General features: G+C 54.3%; 24 protein-coding genes. 15 read left to right on the top strand and 9 right to left on the bottom strand.

The genetic code is table 11. From position 1 onward, the window contains the following. Positions 1 to 61: 61 nt before the first annotated feature. The 3 genes from parS (at position 62) to O9K67_RS16245 (ending at position 2,483) form a co-directional block, all read left to right on the top strand. Positions 62 to 505, top strand: a complete 444-nt coding sequence (gene parS / locus O9K67_RS16235; RefSeq protein WP_061494661.1) for a type II RES/Xre toxin-antitoxin system antitoxin — start codon at positions 62 to 64, stop codon at positions 503 to 505. After that, complete coding sequence (locus O9K67_RS16240) at positions 502 to 978, top strand: RES family NAD+ phosphorylase (RefSeq protein ID WP_061494660.1); 477 nt, start codon at positions 502 to 504, stop codon at positions 976 to 978. The genes parS and O9K67_RS16240 overlap by 4 nt, the downstream gene beginning before the upstream one ends. Before the next feature lie 116 nt (positions 979 to 1,094). Further along, a complete protein-coding gene (locus O9K67_RS16245; RefSeq protein WP_061499941.1) occupies positions 1,095 to 2,483 on the top strand; it encodes a diguanylate cyclase in 1,389 nt (462 codons plus the stop codon). Between the two features lie 89 nt (positions 2,484 to 2,572). Here the strand turns inward: O9K67_RS16245 and clpA are convergent, their stop codons facing one another. Both clpA and clpS read right to left on the bottom strand, forming a co-directional pair. Further along, a complete protein-coding gene (gene clpA, locus O9K67_RS16250) occupies positions 2,573 to 4,861 on the bottom strand; it encodes an ATP-dependent Clp protease ATP-binding subunit ClpA (RefSeq protein WP_061494659.1) in 2,289 nt (762 codons plus the stop codon). Positions 4,862 to 4,892: 31 nt separating this feature from the next. Further along, positions 4,893 to 5,213, bottom strand: coding sequence for an ATP-dependent Clp protease adapter ClpS (gene clpS / locus O9K67_RS16255; RefSeq protein ID WP_061494658.1), 321 nt, complete (start codon positions 5,211 to 5,213; stop codon positions 4,893 to 4,895). Positions 5,214 to 5,541: 328 nt separating this feature from the next. On the opposite strand from clpS, the gene cspD reads away from it, so the two are divergent. Then, the gene (gene cspD, locus O9K67_RS16260; RefSeq protein ID WP_061494657.1) at positions 5,542 to 5,763 is read left to right on the top strand and encodes a cold shock-like protein CspD; all 222 of its coding nucleotides are present in this window, start codon (positions 5,542 to 5,544) and stop codon (positions 5,761 to 5,763) included. A 64-nt stretch (positions 5,764 to 5,827) separates the two neighbouring features. On the opposite strand, the gene macB is transcribed toward cspD, so the two are convergent. Together macB and macA are read right to left on the bottom strand one after the other, a co-directional pair. Continuing rightward, a complete protein-coding gene (gene macB / locus O9K67_RS16265) occupies positions 5,828 to 7,774 on the bottom strand; it encodes a macrolide ABC transporter ATP-binding protein/permease MacB (RefSeq protein WP_061494656.1) in 1,947 nt (648 codons plus the stop codon). Next, positions 7,771 to 8,886 carry a macrolide transporter subunit MacA gene (macA, locus tag O9K67_RS16270; protein ID WP_061494655.1) on the bottom strand — a complete coding sequence of 372 codons (1,116 nt, stop codon included), beginning with the start codon at positions 8,884 to 8,886 and terminating at the stop codon, positions 7,771 to 7,773. The genes macB and macA overlap by 4 nt, the downstream gene beginning before the upstream one ends. Positions 8,887 to 9,047: 161 nt before the next feature. Between macA and O9K67_RS16275 the strand changes: the two genes are divergently transcribed. Beyond that, complete coding sequence (locus O9K67_RS16275; RefSeq protein ID WP_061494654.1) at positions 9,048 to 10,004, top strand: VirK/YbjX family protein; 957 nt, start codon at positions 9,048 to 9,050, stop codon at positions 10,002 to 10,004. On the opposite strand, the gene O9K67_RS16280 is transcribed toward O9K67_RS16275, so the two are convergent. Then, positions 10,001 to 11,659, bottom strand: a complete 1,659-nt coding sequence (locus O9K67_RS16280) for an ATP-dependent endonuclease (protein WP_061494653.1) — start codon at positions 11,657 to 11,659, stop codon at positions 10,001 to 10,003. The two genes, O9K67_RS16275 and O9K67_RS16280, sit on opposite strands and share 4 nt — an antisense overlap. Before the next feature lie 248 nt (positions 11,660 to 11,907). Between O9K67_RS16280 and O9K67_RS16285 the strand changes: the two genes are divergently transcribed. The 3 genes from O9K67_RS16285 to hcr all read left to right on the top strand — a co-directional run bounded on the left by O9K67_RS16285 (position 11,908) and on the right by hcr (position 15,591). Further along, positions 11,908 to 12,807 carry a lysine exporter LysO family protein gene (locus O9K67_RS16285; RefSeq protein WP_061494652.1) on the top strand — a complete coding sequence of 300 codons (900 nt, stop codon included), beginning with the start codon at positions 11,908 to 11,910 and terminating at the stop codon, positions 12,805 to 12,807. Between the two features lie 152 nt (positions 12,808 to 12,959). Next, on the top strand, positions 12,960 to 14,612 hold the full coding sequence (gene hcp, locus O9K67_RS16290; RefSeq protein ID WP_061494651.1) for a hydroxylamine reductase: 1,653 nt from the start codon (positions 12,960 to 12,962) through the stop codon (positions 14,610 to 14,612). A 10-nt stretch (positions 14,613 to 14,622) separates the two neighbouring features. Then, complete coding sequence (gene hcr, locus O9K67_RS16295) at positions 14,623 to 15,591, top strand: NADH oxidoreductase (RefSeq protein WP_061494650.1); 969 nt, start codon at positions 14,623 to 14,625, stop codon at positions 15,589 to 15,591. A 49-nt stretch (positions 15,592 to 15,640) separates the two neighbouring features. Here the strand turns inward: hcr and O9K67_RS16300 are convergent, their stop codons facing one another. Then, positions 15,641 to 16,069 carry a DoxX family protein gene (locus O9K67_RS16300; protein ID WP_061494649.1) on the bottom strand — a complete coding sequence of 143 codons (429 nt, stop codon included), beginning with the start codon at positions 16,067 to 16,069 and terminating at the stop codon, positions 15,641 to 15,643. A gap of 152 nt (positions 16,070 to 16,221) precedes the next feature. Here O9K67_RS16300 and poxB point away from each other — a divergent pair, with 152 nt between their 5' ends. From poxB to O9K67_RS16320, 4 genes are all read left to right on the top strand, one after another. Then, positions 16,222 to 17,940, top strand: coding sequence for a ubiquinone-dependent pyruvate dehydrogenase (gene poxB / locus O9K67_RS16305; protein ID WP_061494648.1), 1,719 nt, complete (start codon positions 16,222 to 16,224; stop codon positions 17,938 to 17,940). Between the two features lie 37 nt (positions 17,941 to 17,977). Next, positions 17,978 to 18,979 (top strand): low-specificity L-threonine aldolase, encoded by a 1,002-nt coding sequence (gene ltaE, locus O9K67_RS16310; protein ID WP_061494647.1) that lies wholly within the window; start codon positions 17,978 to 17,980, stop codon positions 18,977 to 18,979. A gap of 10 nt (positions 18,980 to 18,989) precedes the next feature. Further along, positions 18,990 to 20,426, top strand: coding sequence for a DUF2867 domain-containing protein (locus O9K67_RS16315; protein ID WP_061494646.1), 1,437 nt, complete (start codon positions 18,990 to 18,992; stop codon positions 20,424 to 20,426). A gap of 94 nt (positions 20,427 to 20,520) precedes the next feature. Next, a complete protein-coding gene (locus tag O9K67_RS16320) occupies positions 20,521 to 21,534 on the top strand; it encodes an NAD-dependent epimerase/dehydratase family protein (RefSeq protein WP_061494645.1) in 1,014 nt (337 codons plus the stop codon). Between the two features lie 5 nt (positions 21,535 to 21,539). Here the strand turns inward: O9K67_RS16320 and O9K67_RS16325 are convergent, their stop codons facing one another. From O9K67_RS16325 to O9K67_RS16335, 3 genes are read right to left on the bottom strand one after another with little or no spacing between them, the layout of a single operon-like run. After that, complete coding sequence (locus O9K67_RS16325; RefSeq protein ID WP_245191408.1) at positions 21,540 to 22,118, bottom strand: WG repeat-containing protein; 579 nt, start codon at positions 22,116 to 22,118, stop codon at positions 21,540 to 21,542. Positions 22,119 to 22,134: 16 nt separating this feature from the next. Next, the gene (locus tag O9K67_RS16330; RefSeq protein ID WP_061494643.1) at positions 22,135 to 22,965 is read right to left on the bottom strand and encodes an N-acetylmuramoyl-L-alanine amidase; all 831 of its coding nucleotides are present in this window, start codon (positions 22,963 to 22,965) and stop codon (positions 22,135 to 22,137) included. Then, positions 22,965 to 23,285: a heavy metal-binding domain-containing protein gene (locus tag O9K67_RS16335; RefSeq protein WP_061494642.1), complete on the bottom strand. Its 321-nt coding sequence runs from the start codon at positions 23,283 to 23,285 to the stop codon at positions 22,965 to 22,967. Before O9K67_RS16335 ends, O9K67_RS16330 begins: the two co-directional genes overlap by 1 nt. A gap of 102 nt (positions 23,286 to 23,387) precedes the next feature. On the opposite strand from O9K67_RS16335, the gene O9K67_RS16340 reads away from it, so the two are divergent. The 3 genes from O9K67_RS16340 to artI all read left to right on the top strand — a co-directional run bounded on the left by O9K67_RS16340 (position 23,388) and on the right by artI (position 25,592). Then, positions 23,388 to 23,903: a lipoprotein gene (locus tag O9K67_RS16340; RefSeq protein WP_061494641.1), complete on the top strand. Its 516-nt coding sequence runs from the start codon at positions 23,388 to 23,390 to the stop codon at positions 23,901 to 23,903. A 209-nt stretch (positions 23,904 to 24,112) separates the two neighbouring features. Beyond that, positions 24,113 to 24,841, top strand: coding sequence for an arginine ABC transporter ATP-binding protein ArtP (gene artP, locus O9K67_RS16345; RefSeq protein WP_061494640.1), 729 nt, complete (start codon positions 24,113 to 24,115; stop codon positions 24,839 to 24,841). Between the two features lie 19 nt (positions 24,842 to 24,860). Beyond that, positions 24,861 to 25,592 (top strand): arginine ABC transporter substrate-binding protein ArtI, encoded by a 732-nt coding sequence (gene artI, locus O9K67_RS16350; RefSeq protein WP_061494639.1) that lies wholly within the window; start codon positions 24,861 to 24,863, stop codon positions 25,590 to 25,592. The last annotated feature ends 6 nt before the right edge of the window (positions 25,593 to 25,598 follow it).

The following is a 25,598-nucleotide window of genomic DNA, read 5'->3' on the forward strand; positions in this document are numbered from 1 at the left end:
TAATCACCTCCGACATTTGTCTATACTTGGATATGACAAATGTCTGCATAAAGGAGGGATAATGAGAACCTGGAGCCCGGATCAAAAACCGGCTGAAAATGCGCTCTGGCGCTTTGCCGGTTTCCCCGCAAACAGAGGACTTAAGCTCGTTCAGATGCTAAATGAAGGTTTGCCCGTCAGCATCCTCGATAATATCCATGAATGGACGGAAATGTCCCTTTCCGATATTTTGCGCGTAACAGGAATTAATGAACGCAACGTCGCCCGCCGTAAAAGCACCGGTCGGACATTAACACCGGAAGAGAGCGAACGCATTGCGCGTCTGGTCAGAGTGGTCGATGCTGCGGTGCAGTTTTTCGGCAACAAAAAGATGGCATATGACTGGTTGCAAGCACCCGTTCGCGGTTTGGGCAACGTTGCGCCGATCTCGTTAATCGCCACTGAAAGCGGCGCGCTGGAAGTAACCGATCTGATTGGCCGTCTGGAACATGGGGTGTTTGCTTGATTTTCTATCGCCTTGTGACGCACCGCTACGCCAGCGAAGCCTGGACTGGCAGTGGTGCAAACCTCTTTGGTGGTAGATGGAATCATAAAGGTCACCCGGCTGTTTACGTCGCGTCGTCCATTTCACTGGCGGCGCTGGAAATGCTGGTACATGTGCACAGCGACACTGTTCTCACCCAGTACGGACTGTTCAGTATTGAGATACCCGATAACGATATTGAATACCTTGATAAACAATGGTTACCACCCGACTGGCAGGAAAACCCCGCCCCTCTCTCAACCATGGATCTCGGTACCGCATGGCTCGAAGCCAACAGTGGCGTTGCCCTGGTTCTGCCTTCCTGCGTGGTTCCACTCGAGAACAACGCTATGCTGAACCCACAACACCCGACTTTCAGCCAGTTGCTAAAAACAGTCAAAGCGCTTCCCTTTTCTTTTGATGCCCGCCTGGTTAATCAAACCACGTTGCGATAACGCCGTGTAAACCAGAAAAGATGTCACCCCGGGAAACTTCTTTTTCTTGACCATCCCCCCGCCTCTCGCCGTACTATCAGCAGCAAACATCATCAAAATTAATGATTGGCGAAAACATGGAACAGTCCGGACACAGTAATCACGTATTACTGCTTAGCGAATGGCAGGCTTTATTACACCAGACGCCTCCCACCGTTCACGATATTCTTACCGGCCTGGGCGATGAGGAGATCCGCCATCTGGTTAATGTTTTTTATGACTACATGCTTTCACATCATGAAAGCGAGCTGTTTCTCAGCACTGAACAAGTCAGTACGCGCCTCAGCCATAGCATGTTCCAGTGGTTACGCAGCGTGCTGGGCAGCGCCCGGCAAGATCTGTCGCAACTATTAGAAAAACAGCGTGAAATTGGCATCATTCACGCACGTATCGGCTTGCCAATTGACCTTGTTGCACGCGGGGCGCGTAAGCTGAAAAACGAGCTTTATCAGGTATTGCAGGCGAAAGAGACGATCCCGGCCGCCTTACTGAGTGAGATTATTTGCTTCAGTAGCCTGGCGATGGATACTGCGATAGAAGCGATGACGGTATCTTACTCACCCACCTACCAGAACTCCATGCAGGCACAGGAACAGTATCGCCTGCTGTCCATTTATGACGATGTGAATGTTGAGCGCGAACGGCAGATCAGCGCACTGACGAGCTGGGAAAACCAGTTTATCTACAATATCGCCACCGGGCTGCCGGCTGCGGATCTTATCCCTCTGGCAAAATCGGAATTCGGCATGTGGTTTTCTCATAAGGGCAAGCATCTGCTGGGCAACCCCAACATGCTGGCCAATATGGATACCCTGATAAAACAGGCAGACGAACACATTACGCAGGCGCTTACCCCGGCGCTGTCGCCGGTGGCGGAGTCGCGGATGGCGGTGTTGCAGGCGATACGCCAGCTTACCGGGCAGATCCACCGCTTGCTCGCATCGATGTTCGATGCGCTGGTTGAGCTTGAAAACGGTAAAGATCCGCTGACGCAACTGCTCAATCGCCGCTTTATTCCCACCATTATGCGCCGGGAGATTTCGCTGGCGTTGAATGTGCGTAAACCGTTTATTCTGGCCATGCTGGATATCGACCATTTTAAAAAAATCAACGACAACTACGGGCACAGCGCGGGCGATATCACGCTGAAAACCGTCGCCACCGTCATTTACGACCATTTTCGCAGTAGCGACTATGTGTTCCGCTACGGCGGCGAAGAGTTTATGGTTTTGCTGGTCGAGTCAGATTTAACCCAGGCGAAGATCATTCTGGAAGCGTTACGCCAGAAAATCGCCGCACTCAGTATTGAGGTATCCCCCACGCAACACTTCTCCGTGACCGTCAGCATTGGCTTCGTGGATTTTGATTATCACCCGGATTACAAACGCTTGATTGATAAAGCAGACCGCGCGCTCTACGCTGCTAAAGATCATGGGCGAAACCGTATAGAAGCGCACCCGCGGTGATCCCCCACTCTGCTTTCGCGTCTTCTCTGCTGTAGAGATAAAAAAACCGGGTCCACAGGAACCCGGTTTTTATGACGTCACAGCAGCAATTAATGGGCTGTTTCCGGCTTGTGCTTCTGAGCACTCTGGAAACCATACTCCAGCTCATTTTTCTCTTTGTTGAGGGTGACTGTAACCTGGCCGCCGTCCACCAACGAACCAAACAGCAGTTCATTGGCCAGCGGTTTTTTCAGGTTATCCTGGATAACACGCGCCATCGGGCGGGCACCCATCGCACGGTCATAGCCTTTTTCAGCCAGCCAGTCACGCGCTTCCTGACTGACTTCCAGCGACACGCCTTTCTGATCCAGTTGCACCTGGAGTTCGACAATAAATTTGTCGACCACCTGATGGATCACCGTTGTCGACAAGTGATCGAACCAGATAATGTTGTCCAGACGGTTGCGGAACTCCGGCGTGAAGATTTTTTTGATCTCTTCCATCGCATCGGTGCTGTTATCCTGGTGGATCAGGCCGATGGATTTACGCTCGGTTTCACGCACACCGGCGTTGGTGGTCATCACCAGCACCACGTTGCGGAAGTCCGCTTTGCGCCCGTTATTATCGGTCAGCGTACCGTTATCCATGACCTGCAGCAGCAGGTTAAAGACATCCGGGTGCGCTTTTTCGATTTCATCAAGCAGCAGTACCGCATGCGGATGCTTGATCACCGCGTCGGTCAGCAGACCGCCCTGATCGAAGCCCACATAGCCCGGAGGCGCACCGATCAAACGGCTGACGGTGTGACGCTCCATATACTCGGACATATCGAAACGCAGCAGTTCAATACCCAGCGCTTTTGACAGTTGTACCGTCACCTCGGTTTTACCCACGCCAGTCGGGCCCGCGAACAGGAAGGAACCCACCGGTTTATGATCCTGACCCAATCCTGCACGGCTCATTTTAATGGCTTCGGTTAACGCCTCGATGGCTTTATCCTGACCAAACACCAGCATTTTCAGGCGATCGCCGAGGTTTTTCAGCGTGTCGCGGTCGCTCTGAGAAACACTCTTCTCAGGGATACGCGCGATACGGGCAACAACGGATTCGATATCCGCCACGTTGACGGTTTTCTTGCGTTTACTCACCGGCATAAGACGCGCGCGCGCGCCCGCTTCGTCGATGACGTCAATCGCTTTATCCGGCAGATGACGATCGTTGATGTATTTCACCGCGAGCTCCACCGCCGCACGTACAGCTTTCGCCGTGTAACGTACATCGTGGTGCGCTTCGTACTTCGGTTTCAGGCCATTGATAATCTGCACCGTTTCTTCAACAGACGGCTCAGTGATATCAATTTTCTGGAAGCGGCGTGCCAGGGCGCGATCTTTTTCAAAGATATTGCTGAATTCCTGATAGGTAGTGGACCCCATCACGCGAATTTTACCACTGGAAAGCAGCGGCTTAATCAGGTTCGCGGCATCCACCTGGCCGCCAGACGCAGCACCCGCACCGATGATAGTGTGGATCTCATCGATAAACAGAATGCTGTTATTGTCCTGCTCCAGCTGTTTCAGCAGCGCTTTGAAACGTTTTTCGAAATCACCGCGGTATTTCGTGCCCGCCAGAAGAGAACCAATATCCAGCGAGTAGATGGTGCAGTCAGCCATCACTTCCGGCACATCACCCTGCACAATACGCCAGGCCAGCCCTTCTGCGATGGCGGTTTTGCCCACGCCGGACTCCCCCACCAACAGCGGGTTATTTTTGCGACGGCGGCACAGCACCTGAATCGCGCGTTCCAGCTCTTTACCCCGGCCAATCAGAGGATCGATGCCTCCTACGCGAGCAAGTTGATTAAGATTGGTGGTGAAGTTTTCCATACGTTCCTCCCCGCCTGCTTGCTCTTCGCTGCTCGCCTGGCTGTTGCCTGTGCTCCCTGCGTCAGATGATGGCCCCGGCTCGTCTTTGCGCGTGCCGTGAGAGATAAAGTTCACCACGTCGAGGCGGCTAACTTCATGTTTGCGGAGAAGATAAGCCGCTTGCGACTCCTGCTCACTAAAGATGGCAACCAACACGTTCGCCCCGGACACTTCGCTACGGCCGGAAGACTGCACATGAAACACCGCGCGCTGAAGAACACGCTGGAAACTGAGCGTCGGCTGCGTGTCGCGCTCTTCCTCACTCATAGGCAGAACGGGTGTGGTTTGTTCGATGAAGGCTTCGAGTTCCTGTCGCAGCGCCACCAGGTCCACGGAACACGCTTCCAGCGCTTCGCGGGCCGAGGGGTTACTGAGCAGAGCCAGTAACAAGTGCTCGACGGTCATAAACTCATGTCGGTGCTCGCGCGCTCTGGCGAAAGCCATGTTTAAACTGAGTTCCAGTTCTTGATTGAGCATAGGCACCTCCCCCAAGTTTTATTGCCTGTATTCAGGCTCTTTCCAGCGTACACAGCAACGGATGTTCATTCTCCCTGGCATACTTGTTCACCATAGAGACTTTCGTCTCCGCGACCTCGGCAGTGAAAACACCGCAAATGGCCTTTCCGTGATAGTGAACCGTGAGCATCAGTTGCGTTGCGCGCTCTACATCATAAGAAAAGAACTTTTGTAGCACGTCAATAACAAATTCCATTGGCGTGTAATCATCGTTCATTAACATCACTTTATACATAGATGGCGGTTTCAGCGCGTCGCGCAGTTTCTCATCCGCCAATTGTTCAAAATCCAGCCAGCTGTTGCTCTTACCCATCGTTAGCTTTTCATCTTAGGTTACAGGTTCCGACGACGTTTAATCGGCCGATAAAATGAGTCTAGATGCATTTTCAATCTACATCAGATGTCAGATAACAATCATCTATCGTTACCATCCGCGACGGCTGTCACATTCTTTCTTAATAGCGTTAACTGCTTCAAAATTTTGATGCGTGGCCTCCCAGAACCCCAGCCAAACGCTTGACGCGTTATCCGATTTCTCTAAATTGTACTCTCGAGAGTTGGCGAGGTTTTGAACAGCCCCCACACTCTGCCACCGGTTCATTCCATCTTACTTAAATAAGATTTACGAAGGATGTCGAAGCATGGAAACGGGTACTGTTAAGTGGTTCAACAATGCCAAAGGGTTTGGTTTCATTTGCCCTGAAGGCGGCGGCGAAGATATCTTCGCACATTACTCCACCATTCAAATGGATGGTTACAGAACGCTAAAAGCCGGGCAAACTGTCCGGTTTGATGTACACCAGGGCCCTAAAGGCAATCATGCCAGCGTCATCGTGCCCGTCGAAGCAGAAGCTATGGCCTGACGCTTCATCATTTATTGTGTACATGCCCCGGATAAAATGCCAGCCCAACAGGCTGGCATTTTTATTACTCTCGCGCCAGCGCGTCCACTGGATCCAGCCGTGCAGCGTTGCGCGCCGGCAACCAGCCAAACAACACGCCGGTGAAGGTTGAACACAAAAACGCGGTCAACAGCGCCACTGGCGAAAAACCAATTTCCCAGCCGGGTAAAAAAAGCTGCAGCGTCATGGCAATCACCATTGACAGCGTCACCCCCAGCGCGCCGCCCACCAGGCAAACAAATACCGCCTCGATCAAAAACTGCGACAGCACATCGCTCGCCCTTGCACCAACCGCCATGCGAATGCCGATTTCGCGCGTACGCTCAGTGACTGACACCAGCATGATGTTCATCACGCCAATACCGCCGACCAGTAACGAAATGACTGCGACCAACGTGAGGAACAATTGAAGAGTACGTGTGGTCTTTTCTGCGGTTTTCAAGACGCCGTCCATATTCCAGACGAAGAAATCTTTTTTACCATGACGCAGCATGAGCAAACGTGTGAGCTGCTGCTCTGCCTGCTCGCTGCTGTACCCTTCATTCACGCGCACGGTTATTGAGTTCAGCCATGACTGACCCATAATCCGCCCGGCAATGGTGCTGTAGGGCAACCAGACACGCAGGATCTTACTGCTGCCAAACATAGACTGCTTCTCTTCCGCCACGCCAATCACCGTTGCGGGCATATTGCCCACGAGGATCACCTCGCCCACCACGCTGGCCTTATTGGGAAACAACTGACGCCGGGTATTACTGTCGAGCACCACCACCTGTGCCCGTCCTTTCAGTTGCTCATCATTAAACGATGCGCCTTCACTGAACGTCATGCCGTACACATTGAAGTACTGCCCGCTGACGCCATTCGCGCTGGCGGCAATATCAATGTTGTCCGTGCGCAGACGCAAATTTTGCGAAACAGACGGCGTGGCAGAACGCACCCACGGCTGCTTCTGAATTGCGGTCAGATCGTCATATTTCAGTGCTTGTCGGTATTGCGGGTCGTCATCGCCAAAATCTTTTCCGGGGTAAACGTCAATGGTGTTGGTGCCAATGGAGCGGATATCCGCCAGCACCAGCTGTTTCGCCGCGTCGCCGACCACCACAATCGATACAACCGATGCAATGCCGATAATAATGCCGAGCATGGTCAACAGGGTGCGCATCTTATTGGCTGCCATGGCGTGCCAGGCCATCGTCAGCGCCTCGTGAAAACGGCTGATAAACTGCCGCCATCCGCCAGCTTGCGTTAATCCCTCCTCCTCATGCGCTGACGTTATCGCTTTCGCCCTGGCCGGAGGATTGCTGATAAGCTCACCATCGCGGATTTCAATCACGCGCTCCGCCTGCGCCGCAACCTGCGGGTCGTGCGTGACGATAATCACCGTATGCCCACGATCGCGTAATTGATGCAGAATGGCCATCACCTCTTCACCAGAGCGGCTATCCAGTGCGCCAGTAGGTTCATCCGCGAGGATCACCTGACCGCCATTCATCAGCGCACGGGCAATACTCACCCGCTGCTGCTGCCCACCAGAAAGCTGGGCAGGCAGATAATCCGCGCGGTCACCCAGCCCAAGACGCGACAGCAATGCACGCGCGCGGACCAACCGCGTTTTACGTTCTGTGCCTGCATAGACCGCGGGCACTTCCACGTTTTGCGCCGCACTTAAATGCGAAAGCAAATGGTAACGCTGGAAGATAAAACCAAAATGGTCGCGACGTAACTGCGCCAGCGCGTCACTACTGAGTGTGGACACGTCGGTGCCAGCCACCCGGTAAGTGCCGCTGCTGGGCTTATCCAGGCAACCAAGAATATTCATCAGCGTGGATTTTCCGGAACCGGATGCCCCGACAATGGCCACCATTTCCCCGGCATGGATCTCCAGATTAATGCCCTTCAGCACCTCAACTTGCCCATCGCCGGAAGGATAACTACGCCGGATAGCGTTCAGCGTCAGCAATGCGCTCATTGCGCCGCACCATGCTTCAGTTCGCCGGTGACCACTTCTTCCCCGGCATCCAGCCCTTTGACAATCACCACTTCGGTGTCATTACGCGCCCCTAGCATCACCTCGCGATCGCGGGTTTCCCCATTGCGCAGCACTTTCACTTTGTAGCGGTTATCGCCAACCGGATCGCCAAGTGCCGCCAGTGGAATGGTCAGTACATTTTTCATTCCCGCCAGTTGGATATGCACCTGCGCGGTCATATCAAGACGCAGGATGCCCTGCGGGTTTGGCACTTCAAAGCGGGCATAATAGAAAATCGCGTCGTTAACTTTCTCCGGCGTCGGCAGAATATCTTTTAAGGTTCCTTCATAGCGGGTGCCAGGATCACCCAGCACCGTGAACCAGGCTTTCTGCCCTGGTTTCAGGTGGATCACATCCGCTTCGGAGACCTGCGCTTTCACCAGCATGGTGCTCATATCCGCCAGCGTCAGGATGGTCGGCGCCTGTTGCACCGCAATCACCGTTTGCCCCTGTAGAGTGGTGATTTGCGTCACTTCGCCCGCCATCGGTGCGAGAATGCGCGTGTAATCAAGGTTGGTTTTTGCAGTGTCCAGCGTTGCCTGGTTGCGCTTAATCTGCGCATCAATGGTGCCAATCTGCGCCTCTTTTACCGCCACATCCGTGGCGGCAGTGTCCAAATCCTGGCGCGAAATCAGATGGCTTTTCACCAGTTGTTGCTGGCGCGCCAGCGTCACCTGCGCCAGTTTTAGCTCGGCCTGTGCCTGACGGCGCTGCGCACGCAGCTCCATCAACGTTGCTTCCACTTCTTTAATCTGGTTTTGCGCTTGTTCCGGATCGATAACGCCAAGCAGCTGATCTTTCTTAACCTTGTCACCAATGCTGACCGATAGCGTTTTCAACTGGCCATTGACCTGTGCGCCAACGTCAACTTTGCGTAACGCATCCAGTTTGCCGGTCGCCAGGACACTCTGCTGCAACTCCCCCGGGCGGACAATTAACGTCTGATATTGCACAACTGGCGCGTTGAGTTTTCCCCACAGCCACCCTGCCGCCAGCAGAATCAACACTGACAGCACAATGATCCACGTCCTGCGTTTTCCCTTCAGTTTCATAAAAATTCCAGATTGTCGGACTGTGCGTTGTATAGAGACCAATCTTAACTAAACAAAACATCAACGAAACAGAAAATTCTTAATTTCTCCATTTTTCATTTATCTGGCGTTGAGAATCCTCCTGCTTGAATAACTTTCTCCCGTATTTTCCGGATTTCATCATGTCCAGCATTGCTGATGCCGCTTCAACTGAATTACCTCTTCCAACGACTGCCTGGCAGCTTTTCCGCGCATTGACGTCCGGTGCACTGACGCCGGGCCTGGCCTGGAAAAACCCGGCCTACCGGCGAAAATTTTTGCTGCGCTCGCTGTGCACGCCGATCAGTACCGCCAGTTACCTGGCGCGGCTTGCCAAATTGCCGCAACTGGCGCAGATCCTTCAGGTTCAGCCCGGTTTGCCGTGTCGATTGCATCGTCCCTGGTTGTCGATCAATATCAACCGTGAACAGGCGGCAAATGCCCTGTGCTGGCACTATGAAAATACGCTACAGCGACTTCCTGTTGCGTTGACGCATGCTTATCTGAGCAAAACCGGCGCAGATCTGGCCATACTGAACGGCAAAGACGAGCAAACGTATTTCCTGCGGCTGTGTACCAACGCCATGCAAGATAAAGAAGGCGAAGCGACGTTAGCTTTTTGCGATGCGCAGCAAACCACCCTGGCAGAACTCACCTTTACGCTCTGCCCGTTTGCCGGAAAAAACACCCTCTATATTGGTGGACTACAGGGTGCAAAAGCCCATGTGCCGCATGAACTGATTCAAAGCGCGACGAAAGCCTGCCATGGTCTGTTCCCGAAACGACTATTGGTGGAAGCCGCCATGACGTTGGGGCAATTCCTGGCGGTAGATGAAATCCGTGCCGTCAGCAACGAAACGCATATCTATCGCAGTGTGCGCTATCGCCGGAAAAAACAGGGGAAATTGCATGCGGATTACAACAGCTTCTGGGAATCCCTGGGGGCGGTGGCCGACAGCCATGGCGATTTTGTGCTACCCCCGGTGATGCCGCGTAAATCCATGGAAGAGATTGCCAGTAAAAAACGCGCGGAATACCGCCGCCGCTACGAGCTGCTCGACAGCCTGCATGCGCAGACTGCCCATCGTTGCCAGAACTAATCGGCTCTCCCGCGCGCCAGCCATAGCACGCGGGAAAACATCTTACGAAACAGAGGTGGCACTGCGTCCACACCGCGTCTTCCTGCTTCCATCGCCACTTCAATCGCCAGATCCGGTTTCGAGGATCGATGAATCGCTTTGGTGATCACACGCCGCATATTCATCGGCACTTTTTCCGGTAACTGCGCCACGCGATGGTAAACATCGGCAAACCCCTCCCGGTACATAAAATGCTCCATATCCAGCGAGGGAAGTTCCGTTAAGTGCTCGCGCACGTGGTCACGATCGTTATCCAGCAGACCACGCACGGTCGCGGAATACTTTCTCCCCGCTTCGTCGCCATCCACCAGCACATGCCATTCAATACCCATCCGGCGGGCAAATTTAATCAGCGGTTTTAAACCTGACTGGGCGAACTCAATCACTTTCACCCCTTCAGCATCGAAATGATGACCACACTGGCGCGCCAGTTCGTTAATCACCCAATTTTCGGTTTCCCCTTCCACCAGTAGCCAGCAGCGGGCAAACAACGAGGAGGGGCGATTGACGCGAATATGAAATGAAATTCGCCGGGCATCTTCCGTGCTTAACCCCCCCGGCCCGAGGCGCCAGGCCGCAACGCGGGCAGACTCACGCACCAGCCGGCATACCTGTTCAACCGGCGTCATCGACAGCAATTCGCCCGAATTTGTGGTGGTAATCTGTTGTAATGGCAGCAGATTCAGCAATTGCCAGGCCACCGATAACATAATCGGATGCAGCCGCGTTTCGGGATCTTCCACCAATAACAATGGCCGCGCATCGCGATCGAGATGCACCGTCCCTTTCGCCTGCAACAGGGTGGAGAAAAAGCCCAACAGGATCACCCGGTACATGCGTCCACCGGGTTTGTCGATCATCCGGTTGATAATGTCCAGGTAGCGCCAACTACGCTGCTCATCATGGGAACGGCGTCGCATCAGGCGCTGACGCGATGGCCCGCTCCCCTGCTCGGCAAAATAGTGCTCCAGCAGTTGCACCATCGCGGATAAACCGTGACGGATCTGCCCGTCAGTCAGGTTTTGCGGTCGCGAAATTAACTCACGAGAAAGGAAATCAAGCTGGCGTGCGGTGGTTTCCATTTCCGGCCGGTCAGGCATTGAACCATTACGAATACGTCGCATAAAGCGTGCATCCCGTAAACGCAGCACCGGCGACAAGCGCACCAGATGGCGGGCGCTTTCATCAATGTCCGGCAACGGAATAAGCTGCCCCTCGGCATCCAGAAAACCGCGCAGTGTCATGACGCTGCCATCTTCAGACAACTCCCCCTCATGACGATAAAACAGCCGGCGATAGCCATCGTTACTGGCGACCCAACAATCTGCCAGCGGCCTGTAACGCCGTACGCGATAGCGGCCCGGCGCTGATTCACGAAAGGTCAGAATGATATGTAAATGGTGTTCGCGCCCCTGCACATCCCCCGGCGGAAACCAGAAGTCATCTCGCACAAAGTGGTAGAGATCGGTTTCCGGCGAGAGCAGCAACGTGAGCGCATCCAGCAGACTTGACTTACCCCAGGCATTCTCCCCAATCAGCACGTTATTCTGTTCAAGCATCAGCGATAATCGGTTGATACCGCGAAATCCAACAATATCCACGCGCTCCAGAATCATGAATCCTCCGGCATTGCCTGCCTTTTCCCATCCAGTTCTCAGCAAAGTATAGCGGGATGAAAAGCCGCAGATCATGTGCTAAGTACAAAATTTTATTGATAAATATGTATCAGAAACAGACCCGGCTCGCCTATTCTGCTGTTTTGCTACTCTCCTGAAATTTACCCGGTTTCGTGGCTTTACTCCCCTTCCGGCGTTCGGTAGTGTGTTGCCCGGATGTTTTAACTTTGCAAGGATTCGGGCTGTTCATGCTTTCAGGATTGTTAATTATTCTTCTGCCACTGGTTGTGGGTTATCTTATTCCGCTGCGACACAAGGCCGCACTTAAACTTATCAATAAGTTGCTAAGCTGGATTGTGTATTTGATCCTGTTTTTGATGGGCATCAGTCTCGCCTTTCTGGATAATCTCAGCGCCAATTTATTGTCAATCTTCCACTACACGACGGTCAGCGTGGTGGTGATCCTGCTCTGTAACGCAGCGGCATTATTGTGGCTGGAACGCACGCTCCCCTGGCGACATCAGCATCAACAAGAAAAATTGCCATCACGCATTGCGATGGCGCTGGAATCCCTGCGCCTGTGCGGGGTGGTGGTGATCGGTTTTGTCCTCGGTCTTAGCGGGTTGGCATTTTTACAGCATGCCACTGAAGCCAGTGAATATACGTTGATTTTCCTGCTGTTCCTGGTGGGGATCCAGTTGCGTAATAGCGGCATGACGCTCAAACAGATCGTCCTGAACCGGCGCGGTATGATCATCGCGGTCGTGGTGGTGGCAAGCTCACTCGTTGGCGGCGCGATAAACGCTCTGATCCTCGGTTTACCGCTCAAAACCGGCCTCGCCATGGCCTGCGGATTTGGCTGGTATTCGCTCTCCGGCATTTTGCTCACCGAATCCTTCGGTCCGGTGATTGGCAGCGCCACGTTCTTTAACGATCTGGCGCGAGAGTTGATCGCTATTGTGCTGATTCCGGGGCTGGTTCGTCGCAGCCGCTCAACCGCACTGGGGCTTTGCGGGGCCACCTCCATGGACTTCACCTTACCCGTACTGCAACGTTCCGGCGGGCTGGAGCTGGTTCCGGCCGCCATTGTGCACGGTTTTCTGCTCAGCTTGCTGGTTCCGCTACTGATGGCATTTTTCTCTGCCTGATACCCCTTTGGCGGTAGATCGCTGCCGCCAAACTTGCGCTAAATCAATCTCCCCTTAATTTGCATGCAAAAGCGCTTTTAAGCCTTCCCACACCAGCATAATCTTAAACATGTATTCTAAATATAACTTTAACCTTCATTAAAGGTGTGACCATGTTTTGTGTGCAATGTGAACAAACCATCCGAACTCCGGCGGGAAATGGCTGTGCGTACGCGCAGGGGATGTGCGGCAAAACCGCAGAAACCTCCGACCTGCAGGATTTGCTGATTGCCGCGTTACAAGGGCTCTCCGCCTGGGCCAGCAAAGCGCGTGAGTACGATCTGATTGACCATGAGATCGACAACTTCGCGCCACGCGCATTCTTCTCCACGCTGACCAACGTGAACTTCGACTCCACGCGCATTGTGGGTTATGCCCGCGAAGCAATTGCCAAACGTGAAGCGCTGAAAACCCTCTGCCTCTCTATTGATCCGCAGGCAAGTGTCGACAACCCGATGGCGTCCCTGCAACTGGTGAGCGACGATCTGGGCGAACTGCAACGCCAGGCCGCTGATTTCACACCGAACAAAGATAAAGCCACCATTGGCGAAAATATCCTCGGTCTGCGTCTGCTGTGCCTGTATGGCCTGAAAGGTGCTGCGGCGTATATGGAACACGCCCATGTACTGGGACAGTACGACAACGATATCTATGCGCGTTACCACAAAATTATGGCATGGCTCGGTACCTGGCCTGCTGATATGAACGCGCTGCTGGAATGTTCAATGGAAATCGGCCAGATGAACTTCAGCGTAATGCGTATTCTCGACGCGGGTGAAACCGGCATGTATGGTCACCCGACGCCAACCCAGGTGAATGTTAAAGCGGTAGCCGGTAAATGCGTGTTGATTTCCGGTCATGACCTGAAAGATCTCTACAATCTGTTGCAACAAACCGAAGGTACCGGCGTTAACGTCTATACCCACGGTGAAATGCTGCCCGCCCATGGCTACCCGGAACTGCGCAAATTTAAGCATCTTGTGGGTAACTACGGCAGCGGCTGGCAGAATCAGCAGGTGGAATTTGCCCGCTTCCCTGGCCCTATCGTGATGACCTCCAACTGCATTATCGACCCGACCGTTGGCGCTTATGACGATCGTATCTGGACCCGCAGCATTGTCGGTTGGCCGGGTGTTAACCACCTGGAAGGCGACGATTTTGCCCCGGTGCTCCGCCAGGCGCAGCAAATGGCCGGTTTCCCGTTCAGCGAAATCGAACACCTGATCACCGTCGGTTTTGGTCGTCAGACGCTGCTCGGCGCCGTGGATTCCCTGATCGATCTGGTCAGCCGTGAAAAACTGCGTCATGTCTTCCTGGTAGGCGGTTGTGACGGTGCACGCGGCGAACGTAGCTACTTCACCGACTTCGCCACCCAGGTGCCGGACGACTGCCTGATCCTCACGCTGGCGTGCGGTAAATACCGCTTTAACAAACTCGATTTTGGCAACATCGAAGGGCTGCCGCGTCTGATCGATGCTGGTCAGTGCAACGACGCCTACTCCGCAATTATTCTTGCAGTCACCCTGGCAGAAAAACTGGGCTGCGGCGTTAACGATTTACCGCTGTCGCTGGTGCTGTCATGGTTTGAACAGAAAGCGATTGTGATCCTGCTGACCCTGCTCTCCCTCGGCGTGACAAACATTGTCACCGGTCCAACAGCGCCGGGCTTCCTGACTCCGGATCTGCTGGCCGTGCTGAATGAGAAATTCGGTCTGCGCCAGGTGACGACCGTCGAACAGGATATGCAGCAGTTGCTGAGCGCGTAAGGAGCAGATCATGACCATGCCAACCCCTCAGTGCCCGTGGCGTATGCAGGTTCATCACATCCGGCAGGAAACGCCGGATGTCTGGACGTTGTCGCTGATGTGCCATGATTACTACCCGTACCGTGCCGGACAATACGCGCTGGTAAGTATTCGCAACAGCGCGGAAACGCTGCGTGCCTATACCCTTTCGTCCACGCCGGGCGTCAGCGAGTACATTACGCTGACCGTGCGTCGCATTGACGATGGCGCAGGCTCGCAGTGGCTAACGCGGGACGTAAAACGCGGCGATTATCTGTGGCTTTCCGCAGCGCAGGGGGAATTTACCTGCGATAACGAACCCAACGATAAGCTATTGCTGCTGGCGGCAGGGTGCGGCGTGACGCCGATCATGTCCATGCGTCGCTGGCTGGCGAAATATCGCCCGCAGGCCGATGTGCAGGTGATCTTTAACGTTCGTTCGCCGGAAGATGTGATTTTTGCCGATGAATGGCGCGACTATCCGGTCACACTGGTGGCGGAAAATAACGCAACCGCCGGTTTTGCCGCTGGCCGTCTGAGCCGGGAACTGCTTAACGCTGTACCGGATTTGGCTGCGCGTACGGTGATGACCTGTGGCCCGGCACCGTATATGGACTGGGTAGAGAGTGAAGTGAAAGCGCTGGGTGTGACGCGTTTCTTTAAAGAGAAATTCTTTACGCCGGTAGCGGAAGCCGCCACCAGCGGGCTGAAATTCAGCAAGCTCTCGCCAATGAAAACGTTCTATGCGCCAGTGGGCAGTTCGCTTCTTGAGGCATTGGAAAGCAACAAAATGCCGGTGGTGGCCGCCTGTCGCGCTGGCGTGTGCGGTTGCTGTAAAACGCAGGTGATTTCCGGGGAGTATACCGTCAGTAGCACCATGACGCTGACGGAACAGGAGATTGCCGACGGTTACGTACTGGCCTGTTCCTGCCACCCGCAAGGGGATTTAGTGCTGGCGTAATACATTGGCAAAACAAAACGCCCTTCATCATGAAGGGCGTTTTTTTATCTTATTTCCAGGCGGGTGCCACGGAATAACGACCCGCGCCAACAAAGGCAATGACCAGCGCTGCCACAAAGAAGTAAACAATACTCTCAATCGCCCACGCGCCGGTTGAATCCAGCGTCCCGGTTTTACCGATGCCGACCAACAACCAGGCCACCACCATAGTGAACGCCAGCACCAACGCTGATGGACGGGTGAGCACGCCGAGAATAATCAAAATCGGACACAGCACTTCACCAATCAGCACGCCATAAGCGACAAATCCAGGCAGTCCCTTCGACACCAGCATACCGGCGATACCATCAATACCGCCGATTAACTTGTGCAGACCGTGGAATAACATCAAGCCGCCTACCAGCAAGCGCAGTAATAACTTGCCAAAGTCCTCATGCGAAAACATATTATTAACTGAATTTAACAATGATTTAACCATTTGAAATGATTCCTGTTTTCATCGACCTTTGTCAGAGTATTCCGAAGTGTAACAAAAATAAACCCCTGTTTTATAAAAGCGCAGACGAATCCCACTCTCTCTTCTGTTCATTGTCTAAGCTTGTAGACAAGATCACAAAAAGGAGCGGAATGATGAAACAAACAGTGGCCGCTTACATCGCCAAAACGCTTGAACAGGCAGGTGTAAAACGCATTTGGGGCGTGACCGGGGATTCCCTCAACGGGCTGAGTGACAGCCTGAACCGGATGGGCACCATCGACTGGATGCCAACCCGCCATGAAGAAGTTGCCGCCTTTGCCGCCGGAGCAGAAGCGCAACTCACGGGCAAGCTGGCGGTGTGCGCAGGATCTTGCGGGCCAGGCAACCTGCATCTGATTAACGGCCTGTTCGACTGCCACCGCAACCATGTACCCGTGCTGGCGATTGCTGCCCATATTCCTTCCAGCGAAATCGGCAGCGGTTATTTCCAGGAAACCCATCCGCAGGAGCTGTTTCGCGAGTGTAGCCACTATTGCGAACTGGTTTCCACCCCGGAACAGATTCCGCAAGTACTGGCGATTGCACTGCGTAAAGCGGTGCTGAACAAAGGCGTGTCGGTGATTGTACTGCCCGGGGATGTGGCCCTGAAACCCGCCCCGGAAACGGCGAGCAGCCACTGGTATAGCGCACCGCAGCCGATCGTGACGCCAACGATTGAGGAACTGCAAAAACTGGCGCAACTGTTGCGCTACTCCAGCAACATTGCGTTGATGTGCGGTAGCGGCTGCGCCGGTGCTCACAAAGAGTTACTGGCTTTCGCCGGTAAGCTGAATGCGCCTATTGTGCATGCCATGCGCGGCAAAGAACATGTGGAATATGACAACCCCTACGACGTTGGCATGACCGGCCTAATCGGTTTTTCGTCTGGCTTCCACACCATGATGAATGCCGATACCCTGGTGCTTCTCGGTACGCAATTCCCCTACCGCGCCTTCTACCCGACCGATGCGAAAATCATCCAGATCGACATCAATCCCGCCAGTATCGGGGCACACAGTAAAGTGGATATGGCACTGGTGGGTGATATCAAAGCCACCCTGGCCGCGCTGCTACCGCTGCTGGAGGCGAAAACCGATCGCCGCTTCCTGGATAAAGCGCTGGAAGATTACCGCGACGCTCGTAAGGGGCTGGATGAGCTGGCAAAACCGAGCGATAAAGCCATTCACCCGCAGTACCTGGCGCAGCAAATTAGCCATTTCGCCGCCGAGGACGCCATTTTTACCTGCGATGTCGGCACGCCCACCGTGTGGGCAGCCCGCTATCTGAAAATGAACGGCAAACGGCGGCTGATTGGCTCATTCAACCACGGCTCAATGGCGAATGCGATGCCACAAGCGCTGGGTGCCAAAGCCACGCTGCCGGACCGGCAAGTGGTTGCGCTGTGCGGCGATGGTGGATTCAGCATGCTGATGGGAGATTTCCTCTCTGTGGTGCAAATGAAACTGCCGCTGAAAATTATCGTCTTTAACAACAGTGTCCTTGGTTTTGTGGCGATGGAGATGAAAGCGGGCGGTTACCTGACCGATGGCACTGACCTGCATGACACCAACTTTGCCCGTATAGCCGAGGCTTGCGGAATCACCGGTATTCGTGTTGAAAAATCTGCAGACGTGAACGACGCGCTGCAACGCGCATTCGCTATTGATGGTCCGGTATTGGTGGATGTCACGGTCGCGAAAGAGGAGCTGGCTATCCCGCCGCAAATTAAGCTGGAGCAGGCGAAAGGCTTTAGCCTGTATATGATGCGCGCCATTATTAGCGGGCGCGGTGATGAGGTTATCGAGCTGGCGAAAACCAACTGGCTCAGGTAAAACAGGAGCATAACCCATCGCAAGACAAGGAAATGCCGTGATTGATTTACGCAGTGATACCGTAACCCGCCCGGGGCGCGCCATGCTGGAGCAGATGATGGCCGCCCCGGTCGGGGACGACGTTTACGGGGACGACCCGACGGTGAACGAACTGCAACGCTATGCCGCCAGTCTCAGCGGCAAAGAAGCCGCGCTGTTCCTGCCAACCGGCACGCAAGCCAACCTGGTCGCCCTGCTCAGCCACTGCGAACGCGGCGAAGAGTATATCGTCGGTCAGGGCGCGCATAATTATCTCTACGAAGCGGGCGGCGCAGCCGTGCTGGGCAGTATTCAGCCGCAGCCGATTGACGCCGCGGCTGACGGCACACTGCCGCTGGACAAAGTCGCCGCCAAAATCAAAGCGGATGACATTCATTTCGCCCGCAGCAAATTACTCAGTCTGGAAAACACCCACAACGGGAAAGTACTGCCGCGCGACTACCTGAAACAGGCGTGGGAATTTACCCGCGAGCGCAGGCTGGCACTGCATGTTGACGGCGCGCGCATCTTTAATGCACTGGTGGAGTATGGCTGCGAACTCAACGAGATCGCGCAATATTGCGACTCGTTCACCATTTGCCTGTCAAAAGGCCTCGGCGCGCCGGTTGGCTCGCTGCTGGTCGGCGACCAGGCCTATATTGCCCGCGCCAACCGCTGGCGCAAAATGACCGGCGGCGGCATGCGTCAGGCCGGTATTCTGGCGGCGGCGGGTCTGTATGCGTTGCAGAACAATGTCGCACGTCTGAAAGAGGATCATGACAATGCCGCCTGGCTTGCAGCCCAACTGCGCGATATTGGCGCCGATGTGATGCGCCACGATACCAATATGCTGTTTGTCCGCGTCGGTGAGGCGCAAGCCACCGCGCTGGGGGCGTTCATGCGCGATCGCGATGTCCTGATTAACGCCTCTGCGGTGGTGCGTCTGGTCACCCATCTTGATGTTAATCGTCAACAACTGACGGACGTTGTTCACCACTGGCAGGCTTTTTTACAACGCTAAGGAGCAGAATGTGGCGCAGCGGATCCTGGTGCTCGGGGCCAGTGGCTATATTGGACAACGGCTGGTCACCGCACTCAGCCAGCAAGGCCATCAGGTGAAAGCCGCTGCGCGGCGGTTAACCCGACTGCAAAAGCAGGGGCTGCCGGGGGTGAGTTTCCACACCGTCGATTTGTACTGGCCGCAGGATCTCCCCGCCCTCTTGCAGAATGTTGATACGCTCTACTACCTGGTGCACAGCATGGGCGAGCGCGGTGATTTCGTGGCCCATGAGCGGCAAATTGCGCTCAATGTGCGTGACGCCTTGCGGGAAACGCCGGTTAAGCAAGTGATCTTCCTCAGCTCACTGCAAGCCAGAGAAACAACCGATTCCGACCACCTGCTGGCGCGACAATGTACCGGAGATCTGCTACGCACGGCGGGCGTACCGGTGACGGAACTACGCGCCGGGATTATCGTTGGCGCGGGTTCTGCGGCGTTTGAAGTGATGCGCGATATGGTCTTTAACCTGCCGGTATTGACGCCGCCGCGCTGGGTTCGCTCACGCACCACGCCGATCGCGCTGGACAATTTAATGCACTATCTGCTGGCGTTGCTGGAGCATCCTGCTGACGAGCACCGCGTGTTTGAAGCCGCCGGGCCCGAGGTACTCAGTTACCAGCAGCAGTTCGCTCACTTTATGGCCGTCAGCGGCGTGCACCGCCCGCTGATCCCGGTGCCGTTGCCGACGAGGTTCATTTCAGTCTGGTTCTTACATCTGATCACCTCTGTACCACCGACGATTGCCAGCGCGCTGATTCAGGGCTTAAAGCACGACTTGTTGGCGGACGATAGCGCATTACGTCGCCTGATCCCACAAACGCTCATCCCGTTTGACGACGCCGTACGGCACACGTTGCAGGAAGAAGAAAAACTGGTGAACTCCAGCGACTGGGGCTACGACCCGCAGGCATTTTCCCGCTGGCGTCCGCAATATGGTTATTACCCAAAGCAGGCGGGTTTTACGGTGAAAACCTCCGCCAGCCTGGGCGCTCTCTGGGAAGTGGTCAACCGTATTGGCGGTAAAGAGCGCTACTTCTTTGGCAATCTGCTGTGGCAAACCCGCGCCGCGCTGGATCATCTGATCGGTCATAAACTGCCGCGAGGTCGCCCTGAACGGGCAATGTTGCAAACAGGTGATGCAGTGGATAGCTGGAAGGTGATCATCGTGGAGCCGGAAGAACAGCTTACCTTGCTGTTTGGTATGAAAGCGCCGGGCCTTGGGCGGCTCAGTTTTACGCTGACCGATAATGGCGATCACCGTCTGCTGGATGTGCGCGCCTGGTGGCATCCGCACGGCATGCCGGGCTTGTGTTACTGGTTGTTAATGTTCCCGGCGCACCTGTTCATTTTTCGTGGCATGGCGCAAAAAATTGCCCGGCTGGCAGAACAAAATAGAGAAAAAGTCTGACCTTGACCGTTTTTCTTTCATCAATCCCATTGCATAGCGGCGTAATTCACGGAAGAATGCGCGCGGTGAAAGCTATTCAAAACAGTGGATTGATATGAAGGTTCTGGTCACGGGCGCAACCAGCGGTTTAGGCCGAAACGCGGTCGAATATCTGCGGCAAAAAGGCATCGCTGTCCGGGCGACGGGCCGCAATGAAGCCATGGGCAAATTGCTCAGTAAAATGGGCGCAGAATTTGTGCATGCGAATTTGACCGAGCTGGTCTCCTCGCAAGCCAAAGTAATGCTGGCGGATATTGACACGCTGTGGCACTGCTCCAGCTTCACTTCGCCGTGGGGCACCCAGGAAGCCTTCGATTTAGCCAACGTACGCGCAACCCGACGTCTGGGTGAGTGGGCGGTGGCCTGGGGCGTGCGCAACTTTGTGCATATCTCCTCTCCTTCACTCTATTTTGATTACCATCATCACCGGGATATCGATGAAACATTCCGCCCGGCTCGCTTTGCGAACGAATTCGCACGCAGTAAAGCCGCCGGAGAGCAGGTTATCGATTTGCTGGCGCAGGCCAACCCCAACACACGTTTTACCATTCTGCGCCCGCAGAGCCTGTTTGGGCCGCACGATAAAGTATTTATCCCGCGTCTGGCGCAGATGATGCACCACTATCGCAGCGTGTTACTGCCGCGCGGCGGCGATGCACTGGTGGACATGACCTATTACGAAAACGCCGTACATGCGATGTGGCTGGCCAGCCAGCCAGGTTGCGATACGCTGCCATCGGGCCGCGCCTACAACATCACCAATGGCGAGCCACGCTCGTTGCGCAGCATCGTGCAGAAACTGATCGATGAGCTGAATATTCACTGTCGTATCCGCTCAGTGCCCTACGCCATGCTCGACATGGTGGCGCGCAGTATGGAGCGTTTTGGCGATAAACGCGCAAAAGAGCCGGCGTTTACCCACTATGGCGTGTCGAAACTGAATTTTGATTTCACACTGGATATCTCCCGCGCGCAGCAGGAGCTGGGGTATACGCCGATTGTGACGCTGGATGAAGGCATCGAACGCACGGCGTACTGGTTAAAAGATCACGGGAAACTGCACCACTGATATCCTCAGAACGGTGCAGATTTAACCTCTGAAACACGTTTCCCGGTTTTATCGATATAAAACCACTCGCCCCCAACCAGCGCGACATGTTCACCATCACGCTGCGTTTTGCAGCCGTTACATACCAGCGCTTTCCCTTCTTTGAACTGCCCGGCGTAATCGAACTGCGGCGCGATGCGATTGCGGAATGCATAGTCCCAGAAACCTATTTTTCCGTTTTGCCGTGAGCGCACCAGGCCTTCCACATACCAGTCCGGACCATTATCAAAATGGATAACCGACAAGTAACTGTCCGGCGCATGCACATAGTAATCACCGTCCTGCAAGCCGGCATCACGGGCATATTCATACACCCCCACCCACAAGGTTCCCTCTACGTCCCGGCTTTTGGTAAATAATTCAGGCAGGAAGAATAACTTGCCCTCCTTCACTTCCATGCATTTTTTTAACTGCTCTACATTGTCTGTTTTTTTATCCCAGTATGAGCAGCCATACACGGGCTTTAACGCGGCGTGGGCAGCAGAAGCCACCATCAGCAGCACACCTGCAATGATGCGAAACACCATGTCCAAAGACCTCGTCATAAAAATTCTGCGACGGTTAACCCGCCTGACCATATTTTTCCAGTAACGCCTCGGCGATAGCCTGGCTACCGGCATCGGCAACCCCGTTCCACAATTCGGGGCGGAAATGCATCTGAAACGCCATGATCACTCTTTTTTGTTGTGCGGGCGTCATCTGTGGTTTGACGTCATACCCATAGCGCGCCAGTAAATCAAGCAATGACGCAGTATCTACAGCTTCATACGGTGAACGGCCATTGAGATAAAACGCCACCCTGCTGGCATCCGGCCAGGCGCCAATCCCCTTAGCGGCAAGAGCCCGCCACGGAAACAGCGGGCCGGGGTCATCTTTGCGCTGTGGAGCGATATCCGCATGCGCCACGACATTTTGCGGTGCAATGTCGTACCGTTTGATAATATCTTTTACCAGCGGAATCAACGCATTAATTTGCGCTGGCGCAAAAGGTGTAAATTGTTTTCCCTGCGCTGTGTTTTGCCAGCCCCGGTTTTCCAGCTCAATGCCGATCGAGGTATCATTAATGCGCGTTGCGCCGCGCCAGAAGCTGACACCCGCGTGCCAGGCCAGATCCGTTTCCGGCACCAGTTGCCAGATGCGCGGTTTGCCGCCGTGCATCGGCGGGTTTGCAGGGATCAAATAGTGCGAACTCACCTGTTTATCGGTTAACGTCGCCAACGACACATCGAAATCATCCGCCGTGTAGTGGATCACCAGCACTTTTACCCGCGGGTACGCCGCCTGTGCCTGACGCCGGGTATCTAACTGATAACCGTCTTTATCAATAATGCCTTTTTCACTGACGCAACCCACAAGCAGCAGCGCCAGTAGCAATAGCCAACGTCTGTTCATTAGCGTGTCTTAACCGCCGTACCGCTGACGCTGACCATCAGCATACTGCCATCCTTACCGACGGTTTCATAATCGATATCAATACCAACGACCGCGTTCGCCCCCAGCGCTTTTGCCTGCTCACCCAGTTCGTGAAAAGCGATTTCCCGCGCTTTACGCAGCTCTTTTTCGTACGAACCGGCACGCCCGCCAACAATGTCGCGGATCCCGGCGAAGAAATCGCGAAAAATATTCGCCCCGAGAATGGCTTCGCCGGTCACCACACCGCAATACTCAACAATCGGCTGCCCTTCCAATGTCGGCGTTGTAGAAAATTGCATCGGTTTCTCCTTTTAGCGTTCAATGCGTTACCTCCCACATTATCAGATCAATACACTATTCTTGAAAGGTCGTGACATCTGAAGAGAAATAAGGAAATCATCATGCGCTACTCAGTTTTGACTCTTGTTATGCCCTGCGCGCTGCTGCTCAGCGCTTGCACCACCGTCACACCTGCATTTAAGGATATCGGCGCACGCAGCGGCCCGTGTGTGGAAGGCGGACCGGACAGCGTGGCGCAGCAATTTTACGACTATCGTATTGCCCACCCCAACAGCAACCTTGAGGCCCTGCGTCCTTATTTGAGCGATAGCCTGGCAAAAGCGTTGACCGATGCCAGCCGCGATTCACATCGCGCCACGCTGCTGAAAGCCGATCCCTTCTCCAGCAGTGCCGCGGCGCCGACAGATGCGGATGTCGCCAGCGCTTCCACCATTCCCAATACCGATGCACGGAATATTCCCCTGCGTGTGAAACTGAGTCAGGGAAGCCAGAGCTGGCAGGATGAAGTACTGATGATCCGTGAGGGGCAATGCTGGGCGGTAGACGACGTGCGTTATCTTGGTGCGGCAGTGCATGCGCCATCCGGTACGCTGCGCCAGTCGTTGGCACACCCGTAACGGTTTCGGTAATGAATAATTAATCCCCGTAAATTGTCTGGCATTCCGCGGTGAATGCCGACATTTATGCCTGGTTCCCTCCCGCTCCGGTATTTTGTGCTAACTTTATGTAAGAACCTGGTTTATTTTTAAGTTTTAACGCACAAATATTGCATAACTATTCTGTCAACGTTACTATTTGCGGCCTCAATTGCTATCAGACTGCTTCGATGAGTATTAAATTAAACAGCATCAATTGCTTTTATGGCGCACACCAGGCGCTGTTCGATATCACACTGGATTGCCCACAGGGCGAAACCCTTGTGCTGCTCGGCCCAAGCGGTGCGGGTAAAAGTTCGCTGTTGCGCGTACTCAACCTGCTGGAAATGCCGCGTTCCGGTCAGTTAAGCATTGCCGGCAATCATTTCGATTTTGCCACTACCCCGTCTGATAAAGCGATTCGCGAGTTGCGCCAGAACGTGGGCATGGTGTTCCAGCAATACAATCTTTGGCCGCACCTGAGCGTGCTGCAAAACCTGATTGAAGCGCCATGCCGCGTGCTCGGTTTGAGTAAAGATCAGGCGCTGGCCCGCGCAGAGAAACTCCTTGAGCGTTTACGTCTTAAACCCTATAGCGATCGCTATCCGCTGCATTTGTCCGGCGGTCAGCAACAGCGCGTCGCTATTGCCCGTGCGCTGATGATGGAGCCGCAGGTGCTGCTGTTTGATGAACCGACTGCCGCACTGGATCCGGAGATCACCGCACAGATCGTCAGCATCATTCATGAACTGGCGGAAACCGGCATTACGCAGGTGATTGTGACCCATGAAGTCGAAGTGGCGCGCAAAACAGCCAGCCGCGTGGTGTATATGGAAAACGGTCACATTGTTGAGCAAGGGGATGCGGGCTGCTTTGCCGCGCCGCAGACCGACGCGTTTAAATACTACCTATCTCACTGAAGACTCGGGAATAATGACAATGAAAAAAGTACTGATTGCCGCGCTACTTGCAAGTGTCAGCCTTAGCGCTACTGCAGCCCAGACTATCCGTTTCGCCACTGAAGCGAGCTACCCTCCGTTTGAATCCACCGATGCCAACAACAAAATCGTCGGCTTTGATGTGGATCTGGCCAATGCGCTCTGTAAAGAGATCGACGCCACCTGTACCTTTACTAATCAGGCATTTGACAGCCTGATCCCCAGCCTGAAATTCCGCCGCTTCGATGCGGTAATGGCGGGCATGGACATCACGCCAGAGCGCGAAAAACAGGTGCTGTTCACCACGCCTTACTATGACAACTCCGCGTTGTTTGTCGGTCAGCAAGGTAAATTCACCAGCATCGACCAGCTGAAAGGCAAACGTGTTGGTGTGCAAAACGGCACCACGCACCAGAAATTCATCAACGACAAACACCCGGAAATCACCACCGTTCCGTACGACAGCTACCAGAACGCGCGTCTGGATCTGCAAAATGGCCGCATCGACGCGGTATTCGGCGACACTGCGGTGGTGACCGAATGGCTGAAAGCCGATACTAAACTGGCGGCTGTCGGCGATAAAGTCACCGATAAAGAGTACTTCGGCACCGGTCTGGGTATCGCTGTTCGTCAGGGCAATACTGAGCTGCAGCAGAAATTCAACACTGCGCTGGAAAAAGTGAAGAAAGATGGGACATACCAGACCATCTATAACAAATGGTTCCAGAAGTAATACTTA

Source organism: Kosakonia oryzendophytica (assembly GCF_027886705.1).
Lineage (GTDB): Bacteria > Pseudomonadota > Gammaproteobacteria > Enterobacterales > Enterobacteriaceae > Kosakonia > Kosakonia oryzendophytica.

Bases quoted from the DNA above. Each gene is read 5' to 3' on its own strand.
- parS (WP_061494661.1), top strand. From the start codon at position 62: ATGAGAACCTGGAGCCCGGATCAAAAACCGGCTGAAAATGCGCTCTGG.
- O9K67_RS16245 (WP_061499941.1), top strand. From the start codon at position 1,095: ATGGAACAGTCCGGACACAGTAATCACGTATTACTGCTTAGCGAATGG.
- clpA (WP_061494659.1), bottom strand. From the start codon at position 4,861: ATGCTCAATCAAGAACTGGAACTCAGTTTAAACATGGCTTTCGCCAGA.
- clpS (WP_061494658.1), bottom strand. From the start codon at position 5,213: ATGGGTAAGAGCAACAGCTGGCTGGATTTTGAACAATTGGCGGATGAG.
- cspD (WP_061494657.1), top strand. From the start codon at position 5,542: ATGGAAACGGGTACTGTTAAGTGGTTCAACAATGCCAAAGGGTTTGGT.
- macB (WP_061494656.1), bottom strand. From the start codon at position 7,774: ATGAGCGCATTGCTGACGCTGAACGCTATCCGGCGTAGTTATCCTTCC.
- macA (WP_061494655.1), bottom strand. From the start codon at position 8,886: ATGAAACTGAAGGGAAAACGCAGGACGTGGATCATTGTGCTGTCAGTG.
- O9K67_RS16275 (WP_061494654.1), top strand. From the start codon at position 9,048: ATGTCCAGCATTGCTGATGCCGCTTCAACTGAATTACCTCTTCCAACG.
- O9K67_RS16280 (WP_061494653.1), bottom strand. From the start codon at position 11,659: ATGATTCTGGAGCGCGTGGATATTGTTGGATTTCGCGGTATCAACCGA.
- O9K67_RS16285 (WP_061494652.1), top strand. From the start codon at position 11,908: ATGCTTTCAGGATTGTTAATTATTCTTCTGCCACTGGTTGTGGGTTAT.
- hcp (WP_061494651.1), top strand. From the start codon at position 12,960: ATGTTTTGTGTGCAATGTGAACAAACCATCCGAACTCCGGCGGGAAAT.
- hcr (WP_061494650.1), top strand. From the start codon at position 14,623: ATGACCATGCCAACCCCTCAGTGCCCGTGGCGTATGCAGGTTCATCAC.
- O9K67_RS16300 (WP_061494649.1), bottom strand. From the start codon at position 16,069: ATGGTTAAATCATTGTTAAATTCAGTTAATAATATGTTTTCGCATGAG.
- poxB (WP_061494648.1), top strand. From the start codon at position 16,222: ATGAAACAAACAGTGGCCGCTTACATCGCCAAAACGCTTGAACAGGCA.
- O9K67_RS16320 (WP_061494645.1), top strand. From the start codon at position 20,521: ATGAAGGTTCTGGTCACGGGCGCAACCAGCGGTTTAGGCCGAAACGCG.
- O9K67_RS16325 (WP_245191408.1), bottom strand. From the start codon at position 22,118: ATGACGAGGTCTTTGGACATGGTGTTTCGCATCATTGCAGGTGTGCTG.
- O9K67_RS16330 (WP_061494643.1), bottom strand. From the start codon at position 22,965: ATGAACAGACGTTGGCTATTGCTACTGGCGCTGCTGCTTGTGGGTTGC.
- O9K67_RS16335 (WP_061494642.1), bottom strand. From the start codon at position 23,285: ATGCAATTTTCTACAACGCCGACATTGGAAGGGCAGCCGATTGTTGAG.
- O9K67_RS16340 (WP_061494641.1), top strand. From the start codon at position 23,388: ATGCGCTACTCAGTTTTGACTCTTGTTATGCCCTGCGCGCTGCTGCTC.
- artP (WP_061494640.1), top strand. From the start codon at position 24,113: ATGAGTATTAAATTAAACAGCATCAATTGCTTTTATGGCGCACACCAG.
- artI (WP_061494639.1), top strand. From the start codon at position 24,861: ATGAAAAAAGTACTGATTGCCGCGCTACTTGCAAGTGTCAGCCTTAGC.